Source organism: Microbacterium sp. (assembly GCF_032084865.1).
Taxonomy (GTDB): Bacteria; Actinomycetota; Actinomycetes; order Actinomycetales; family Microbacteriaceae; genus Microbacterium.
This window is the reverse complement of record NZ_DAMDLU010000126.1, coordinates 1-8,320: the sequence shown is the minus strand read 5'-3', so window position 1 is coordinate 8,320 and position 8,320 is coordinate 1. Positions and strand designations below refer to the sequence as shown.

Annotated in this window: 6 protein-coding genes and 1 pseudogene; 6 read left to right on the top strand and 1 reads right to left on the bottom strand. The window is 69.5% G+C overall.

Translation table 11 applies throughout. The features are described 5' to 3' along the window. The 6 genes from RT309_RS11915 to poxB all read left to right on the top strand — a co-directional run. Positions 1 to 390, top strand: a 390-nt coding sequence (locus RT309_RS11915) for a universal stress protein (RefSeq protein ID WP_313357318.1), incomplete at its 5' end; no start/stop codon positions are given. Next, positions 390 to 1,955 (top strand): APC family permease, encoded by a 1,566-nt coding sequence (locus RT309_RS11910; RefSeq protein ID WP_313357316.1) that lies wholly within the window; start codon positions 390 to 392, stop codon positions 1,953 to 1,955. The genes RT309_RS11915 and RT309_RS11910, both read left to right, overlap by 1 nt. A 29-nt stretch (positions 1,956 to 1,984) precedes the next feature. Further along, on the top strand, positions 1,985 to 3,454 hold the full coding sequence (locus RT309_RS11905; protein WP_313357314.1) for an NAD-dependent succinate-semialdehyde dehydrogenase: 1,470 nt from the start codon (positions 1,985 to 1,987) through the stop codon (positions 3,452 to 3,454). A gap of 32 nt (positions 3,455 to 3,486) precedes the next feature. Next, complete coding sequence (locus RT309_RS11900; protein ID WP_313357313.1) at positions 3,487 to 4,848, top strand: NAD-dependent succinate-semialdehyde dehydrogenase; 1,362 nt, start codon at positions 3,487 to 3,489, stop codon at positions 4,846 to 4,848. 99 nt (positions 4,849 to 4,947) lie between these two features. Beyond that, the gene (locus tag RT309_RS11895; RefSeq protein ID WP_313357312.1) at positions 4,948 to 5,382 is read left to right on the top strand and encodes a pyridoxamine 5'-phosphate oxidase family protein; all 435 of its coding nucleotides are present in this window, start codon (positions 4,948 to 4,950) and stop codon (positions 5,380 to 5,382) included. A 27-nt stretch (positions 5,383 to 5,409) separates the two neighbouring features. Further along, on the top strand, positions 5,410 to 7,134 hold the full coding sequence (poxB, locus tag RT309_RS11890; RefSeq protein WP_313357310.1) for a ubiquinone-dependent pyruvate dehydrogenase: 1,725 nt from the start codon (positions 5,410 to 5,412) through the stop codon (positions 7,132 to 7,134). A gap of 445 nt (positions 7,135 to 7,579) precedes the next feature. Here poxB and RT309_RS11885 read toward each other — a convergent pair. Beyond that, positions 7,580 to 8,320 (bottom strand): annotated as a pseudogene (locus RT309_RS11885) (hypothetical protein); the annotation flags it as partial.

Genomic DNA, 8,320 nt, shown 5'->3' with positions numbered 1-8,320 from the left:
GCCCTGCTCGACGCCGCCGTCGAGCTCGCCACCGCTGCCCGCGGCACCCTGCGCCTCGTCTCTCTCGTGCCGTTCGACGTGCCTGCCGGTCTCGACACCGGTGCGATCACCCTCGCGCAGAACGCTCACGGAGAGGACGTGCTCGCACAGGTGCGTGCGTCGCTTCCCGAGGGCGTCGCCGCCGAGGTCGAGCGCGCAGCGGGCGACAGCGTCGAAGACGCCGTGGCGCATCTGCGCTGGCATCCTGGCGAGGTCGTCATGGTCGGCTCCAGCCGGCTCGCCCAGCCCCGCCGCCTCTTCCTGGGCTCGACTGCGGCGAAGATGCTGCACGAGCTCCCCGTACCCATGATCGTCGTCCCGCGCACGCGCGCCGAGGCAGGAGAACGCTGATGTCCAGCACCGATCGGGCGATGGAGCCCGACTCCGGAGTCACCACCGGGATCTCCCGAAAGGGGCTCAGCGTCGGCACCGTCGGCGTTCTCGGCGCCCTCGTGATGGGCATCTCGTGCATCGCCCCGGCGTACACGTACACCGCCGGGATCGGCGGCGCGGTGGGCGCCGTCGGGTTCCAGGTCCCCGCCATCCTGCTGCTCGGCTTCATCCCGATGCTGCTCGTGGCCTTCGGGTACCGCGAGCTCAACAAGGCCATGCCCGACTCCGGCACGAGCTTCACCTGGGCCACCCGCGCGTTCGGCCCGTACGTCGGGTGGATGGCCGGGTGGGGCCTGATCGTCGCGACCATCCTCGTGCTGTCGAACCTCGCCGGCATCGCCGTCGACTTCCTCTTCCTGCTGATCTCGCAGATCTCCGGCAACGACGAGATCGCCTCGATTACGCGCAACCCGTTCGTGAACGTCGCGGTGTGCCTGATCTTCGTCGCGCTCGCCACCTGGGTGTCGTACCGCGACGTGTCGACGTCGCAGAAGCTGCAGTACGGCCTGGTCGCGTTCCAGGTCGTGATCCTCGTGCTCTTCGCCGTGATGGCGATCGTCGAGACCGTGCAGGGCGGGGCCTTCGAGGCGAACCTGCCGGAGCTGGCGTGGTTCAACCCGTTCGAGATCCAGGGCGGGATCTCGATGATCGTGATGGGCCTCTCGGCATCCGTCTTCATGTTCTGGGGGTGGGATGTCACCCTCACGATGAACGAGGAGGCGAAGGATCCCGAGCGCACGCCGGGACGAGCCGCCATGCTCACGGTCGTCTCGATCATCGCGATCTACCTGCTGCTCACCGTCAGCAGCCTGATGTACTCGGGGATCGGCGACAAGGGTCTCGGGCTCACGAACGAGGACATCGGCGGCAACGTGTTCTTCGCGCTGTCCGGCCCGGTGATGGGCGGCCTCGCCTTCCTGCTCTCGCTCGCCGTGCTCACCTCGTCAGCCTCGTCGCTGCAGTCGACGTTCATCTCGCCCGCGAGGACCCTGCTCGCGATGGGCCACTACGGCGCGATGCCCAAGAAGTTCGCGCGCGTCAACCCGCGCTTCTTCACCCCCGGATACGCGACGATCGCGTCCGCGTTCGTCGCGGGCGGGTTCTACGCCGTGATGCGCTTCCTCAGCGAAGACGCCCTGTGGGACACCATCCTCGCGCTGGGAATGATGATCTGCTTCTACTACGGCATCACCGCCCTGTCGTGCGTGTGGTACTTCCGTCGACAGTGGTTCGACTCGGGCAAGGACTTCTTCTTCAAGTTCGCCAGCCCGCTCGTCGGCGGCATCATCCTGCTCGTGCTCTTCGTCATCACCGCGACCGACAGCCTCGCGCCCGACTACGGGTCGATCGCGATCGGCGCCGACGCGAACGGCGAGGGCGGCATCGGCATCGTGTTCTTCATCGGCGTCGGCCTGCTGCTCTTCGGCGCGGTGCTGATGCTCGTGCAGCGGATCTTCGCCCCTGCCTTCTTCCGCGGTGAGACGCTGGGAGTGGACGCCCCGCCGAGCGCCCGCCAGCGCTGACCATCCCCTCCTACAGAATCGAGATGAACATGACACTCGCATCGAACGAGCAGGAACTCCTCTCCCGCGTCCCCGGCGGCCTCTTCATCGGCGGGCAGTGGACGGATGCCGAGCAGGGGCGCACCTTCGACGTGCGCGACCCCGCGACCAACGAGGTGATCGCGTCGATCGCCGACGCGACGCCGGCCGACGGCATCCGTGCCCTGGACGCGGCCGTCGCCGCCCAGGATGCCTGGGCCGCGACCGCGCCGCGCACCCGGAGCGACATCCTGCGTCGCGCTTTCGACCTCGTGCAGCAGCACAAGGAGGACCTCGCGCTGCTGATGACCCTCGAGATGGGCAAGCCGCTCGCCGAGGCGCGCGGCGAGGTCGTCTACGGCGGCGAGTTCCTGCGCTGGTTCAGCGAGGAGGCCGTGCGCATCAGCGGCCGCTACGGCAGCAACCCCGAGGGCACCGGCCAGATGATCGTGTCGCAGCGCCCGGTGGGACCGTCGTTCTTCGTCACCCCGTGGAACTTCCCGTTCGCGATGGCGACCCGCAAGATCGCCCCCGCCCTGGCGGCCGGCTGCACCGTGGTCATCAAGCCGCCGGCACTGACCCCGCTGACGACCATCTTCTTCACGAAGCTGCTCGAAGAGGCGGGGCTGCCCGCCGGTGTCGTCAACGTCGTGCAGACGTCGCGCTCCGGCGCGCTGTCGGCGCCGATCATCGCCGACCCGCGTCTGCGCAAGCTGTCGTTCACCGGATCCACCGAGGTGGGCCGCAAGCTCATCGCGCAGGCCGCCGACGGCATCCTGCGCGTGTCGATGGAGCTGGGCGGCAACGCGCCGTTCGTCGTCTTCGAGGACGCCGATCTCGACAAGGCGGTCGACGGCGCGATGGCCGCGAAGTTCCGCAACATCGGCCAGGCCTGCACCGCCGCCAACCGGTTCATCGTGCACGAGGGCGTCGCCGAGGAGTTCGCGCGCCGCGTCACCGAGCGCGTGCAGGCGATGAAGATCGGCCGCGGCACCGAAGACGGGGTGGCCATCGGTCCGCTGATCGACGAAGACGCCGTCGCGAAGGCGGAGGAGCTCGTCGGCGACGCCGTCGACCGCGGGGCCCGCGTGCTGGCCGGCGGCAAGGCCGTCGAGGGCACCGGCACGTTCTACCAGCCCACCGTGCTCACGGATGTGGTCGCCGGCAGCGCGATCCTCCGCGAGGAGATCTTCGGACCGGTGCTCGCCATCGCGACTTTCGCCGACGAGGCCGAGGCCGTGCGACTCGCAAACGACACCGAGTACGGGCTGGTGTCGTACGTGTTCACCGAGGACCTCGCGCGAGGACACCGGATGATCGACGCGCTGGAGACGGGCATGATGGGTCTGAACGTCGGCGTCGTCTCGAACGCCGCCGCTCCCTTCGGTGGTGTGAAGCAGTCCGGCATCGGCCGTGAAGGCGGCGCCGAGGGCATCCACGAGTATCTGTCGACCAAGTACACCCTGATCCCCAACGCCTGAGCCCGCTCCGGCGAGAGAGAAGAGGAACCGACATGACCGACTACGTCGTCGTCAATCCGGCCACCGGCGAGACCGTCGCCAGCTACGACACCGCCACGGACGAGCAGATCGAGCAGGCCGTCGCGGCCGCCGCCTCGGCTGCGAAGACATGGGGCGCGACCGCACCGGCGGACCGCGCCACGGTGATCCGCCGAATCGCCGAGCTGCACCGCGAGCGCAAGGACGAACTCGGCGCGATCATCGTGCGCGAGATGGGCAAGCCGATCGCCGCCGCGGTCGGCGAGGTCGAGTTCGCCGCCGACATCATCGAGTACTACGCCGACAACATCGAGGTGATCACCGCCGACCAGCCGCTCGACATCGTCGGCGAGGGAACCGCCGTGGTGCGCCGGGCGCCGCTCGGTGCGCTGCTGGGCATCATGCCGTGGAACTTCCCGTCGTACCAGGTGGCCCGCTTCGCAGCTCCCAACCTCGCGATCGGCAACACGATCATCCTCAAGCACGCGCCGCAGTGCCCCGAGTCGGCTGCGGCCATCGAGGCCATCTACCGTGACGCCGGTCTGCCCGAGGGTGCATACGTGAACGTGTACGCCACCAACGAGCAGGCGGCGAACATCATCGCCGACCCGCGCGTGCACGGCGTCTCGGTCACCGGCTCCGAGCGGGCCGGCGCCGCCGTCGCCGAGGTCGCCGGCCGCAACCTGAAGAAGGTCGCGCTGGAGCTCGGCGGGTCCGACCCGTTCATCGTGCTCTCGGCCGATGACCTCGACGCCGTGGTGCAGCTCGCGGTCGACGCGCGCATCGACAACAACGGGCAGTCGTGCAACGGCGCGAAGCGCTTCGTGATCGTCGACGAGCTGTATGACGAGTTCACCTCGAAGTTCGTGGCGTCGCTGGCCGCCATCTCGGCCGAGGACCCGACGCAGGAGGACACCGTGCTCGGCCCGCTGTCGTCGCTCGCGGCCGCCGAGCGCCTGCAGCAGCAGGTCGACACGGCCGTCGCGCAGGGGGCGACCCTGCTCACCGGCGGCACCCGCGAGGGCGCGTTCTTCGCGCCGACCGTGCTCGCCGGCGTGACGCCCGAGATGGACGTGTACCGCGAGGAGCTCTTCGGTCCGGCCGCCGTCGTGTACCGCGTCGCCGACGAGGATGCCGCCGTCGAGCTCGCCAACGACACGACCTTCGGCCTCGGCTCGTACGTGTTCACGACCGACGCCGAACAGGCGGACCGGGTCGCGAACCGCATCGAGGCGGGCATGGTCTACGTGAACATCGCCCTCGCCGACAGCCCCGAGCTGCCCTTCGGCGGCGTGAAGCGCAGCGGCACCTCGCGCGAGCTGGGTCTGCTGGCGGCCGACGAGTTCGTCAACAAGAAGCTCATCCGCGCAGCCTGAGCATCACCGGCACTCCTTTCGACGCGGTACGGGCGGTTTCTGCCCGTACCGCGTCGTCGTGTTCGGGGATACTCTCGAACCAGGCGGAAGGAGCGCGTCATGACCACCGAGGATCCGGTCATCCGGCTGAGCGAAGAGGAATGCTGGCAGCGCCTTCGAGGATCCGAGCTGGGGCGCCTGGTCACCCGGGTGGGCGAGGTCATCGACATCTTCCCGATCAACTTCGTCACCGACGGCACATCGATCGTCTTCCGCACCGCAGAGGGCAGCAAGCTCATCGAGCTGACCGTCAACCACGAGGTGCTGTTCGAGGTCGACGAGCACACGGATGCGGACGCCTGGAGCGTCATCGTGCGCGGCAGCGCGCACACCCTCGACACCCTGGATGAGCGCGAAGCGGCCGATCGGCTCGGACTGAAGCCGTGGGTGCCGACGCTCAAGTACAACTACGTGCGCATCCGGCCGTCGTCGGTCAGCGGACGCGCGTTCCAGCGCACCGGGGAGCCGGAGCGGTACGGCGTCTCCGACTACTGACCCGCCCGGCGGGCATAGGGTCGATGCATGACGACCGTCGCTGAGAACATGGTCCGCACGCTCCGGGTGAACGGGATCGACCGGGTCTACGGCATCCCGGGCGATTCGCTGAACGGCTTCACCGACGCACTGCGCCGAGACGGCAGCATCCGCTGGGTGCACGTGCGTCACGAGGAATCGGCGGCTTTCGCCGCCGCAGCCGATGCCGCGCTCACCGGCGACCTCGCCGTCGTCGCCGGATCCTGCGGCCCCGGCAACCTGCACCTGATCAACGGGCTGTACGACGCGAACCGCTCGCGCGTGCCGGTGCTCGCCATCGCCGCTCAGATCCCCACGGTCGAGATCGGAACCGGGTACTTCCAGGAGACGCACCCGCAGGAGCTGTTCCGCGAATCGAGCGTGTATGTCGAGTACGTGGCCGACCCGTCGCAGATGCCGCGACTGATGGAGATCGCGATGCGCGCGGCCATCGAGCAGCGCGGAGTCGCGGTGCTGGTCATCCCCGGCGACGTGGCCCTCGCCGAGGTCGCCGACGACCGCGCCGTCGTCATCCCGCGCACGAACCCCGTGATCACGCCCAGTCCGGCAGAGCTCGAGCGGGCGGCGGCCCTGCTCAACGGCACACGCAAGGTGACGATCCTCGCCGGTGCCGGTGTCGAGGGTGCGCACGACGAGGTCGTCGCCCTGGCCGATCGGCTCGCCGCCCCGATCGTGCACGCCCTGCGCGGCAAGGAGCACATCGAGTACGACAACCCGTTCGACGTCGGGATGACCGGGTTGCTCGGCTTCGCGTCCGGATTCCGCGCGATGGAGGCGGCCGACGTGCTTCTCGTGCTCGGGTCGGACTTCCCGTACACGCAGTTCTATCCCGAGAACGCGACGACGATCCAGGTCGACATCCGCGGCTCGCAGCTCGGCCGGCGGCATCCGCTCGATCTCGGCCTCGTCGGCGACGTGAAGGCGACCGTCGGGGCGCTGCTGCCGCGGCTGGCAGAGAAGAGCGACCGTTCGCATCTCGATGATGCCGTCGCGCACTACCGCAAGTCGAGGGCGAAGCTGGATGAACTGGCGGTGCCCGCTCGCGGCAAGGCGCCGATCCACCCGCAGTACCTCGCCCGGCTGATCGACGAGGCGGCGGCGTCCGACGCGATCTTCACCGCGGATGTCGGATCCCCGACCGTCTGGGCGGCGCGCTACTTCTCGATGACCGAGCAGAGGCGCCTGATCGGCTCTTTCACGCACGGGTCGATGGCGAACGCGATCATGCATGCGATCGGCGCGCAGACCGCCCGGCCGGACCAGCAGGTGATCGCGCTCGCCGGCGACGGGGGACTGGCGATGATGCTCGGCGAGCTGATCACGATCACCCAGAACCGGCTGCCGGTGAAGGTGGTCGTGGTGAACAACTCGTCGCTGAACTTCGTCGAGCTCGAGATGAAGGCGGCCGGGTTCGTCACCTACGGCACCGAGCTCGACAACCCCGACTTCGCGGCGGTCGCGTCGTCGCTCGGCATCTTCGCCCGCCGGGTCGAGCGGTCGGAGGATCTGCTGGACGCGGTGGCAGAGGTGCTCGCACACGACGGGCCCGCGCTGCTGGATGTGGTCACCGAGAGGCAGGAGCTGTCGATGCCGCCGTCGATCAGCGCCGAGCAGGTGAAGGGCTTCGCCCTCTATGCGATCCGCACCGTCATGTCGGGCCGCGGCGACGAGCTGCTCGACCTCGCGAAGGCCAACTGGCGTCAACTCTTCTGACCTGCTCCGCCGTCTGGCGCCCGGTTGTGCGCTGCGGAGCGTCGGCTGTGCGCCTGGTTCGGCTGCCCGCCCTGCCCGGCTCGCCTGTCCGCCTGTCCGCCTGTCCGGTTCGCCTGCCCGGTTCGCCTGTTCGCCTGCCCGCGCCAGCGCAGGTGAACAGGCGGAGGTAGGAGAGAACCCGGGCGTTTCGTCCTACGCGCGCGTGTTCGCCTGCGTCGGATGAGTCGGGTTGCCGGATGCCGGGTGCGGATGCCGGCACGCCGGGTGCCGGCATCCGATCGGCTGGCGGGCTTGTCGGGCCCGCCTGCCCACGCCAGCGCAGGCGAACGGGCGGAGGTAGGAGAGAACCCGGACGTTTCATCCAGATCTCGCGTGTTCGCCTACGTCGGATGAGGAGGATGCGGATGCGGATGCCGGATGCCGGATGCCGAACCGCTGGCGCGACCTACTCGTCCAGCAGCGCGCGCACCTGGTTGGCCTCGCCCGTGCGACCGAGCTTCTCAAGCACGTCGCCGAGCTCGAGGGCTGCCACCTGGCGCAGCGGCGGAATCTCGGCACCCCGTTCGAGCACGCTGCGGTACAGCGGCACCGCGTCGTCGAGGCGGTCGATACCGGCGAGCGTGCGGGCGGCGAACAGCTCCGACCCGCCGGCCGATCCGGGATCGCCGATCGCCGCGAAGCCGTCGGCTGCGGTGAGCAGTGCGGCGATCGCCTCGTCGATGCGGTCGAACTCGAGCAGGGCGCGGCCGCGGGAGTCGGTGACGTCGGCGATCAGCCAGTCCGCCTCGTGCTCGACCGCGAGGGCGCGCACCTCCTCGAACAGAGCGAACCCGCGCTCGTCGCGTGCACCGCCGTACAGCTGCCCGAGATTGTGCAGCACCTCGACGATCGCGCCGACCGCGTCGGTGGGGCGCACCAGCTCGGCTGCCTGCTCGAGCAGGTCGCGAGCGTCGGAGTGCTCGCCGAAGCGCGCGAGGATCTTGGCCTGCTCGGTGAGCACGAGCGCCTGTTCAGCGGGCTCCTCGGCCTCGGCATGCAGCTCCGCCGCGTAGCCGTACGCACCCATCGCCTGGCCGTACTCGTCAGCGGCGGCCAGCGCACGGCCGAGCACGCCGGCCGTCATCGCGCGCGACGACGCCGACGCCCCGCCGCCCTCCTCGCGCTGCAGCACGTCGCCGAGCAGCTC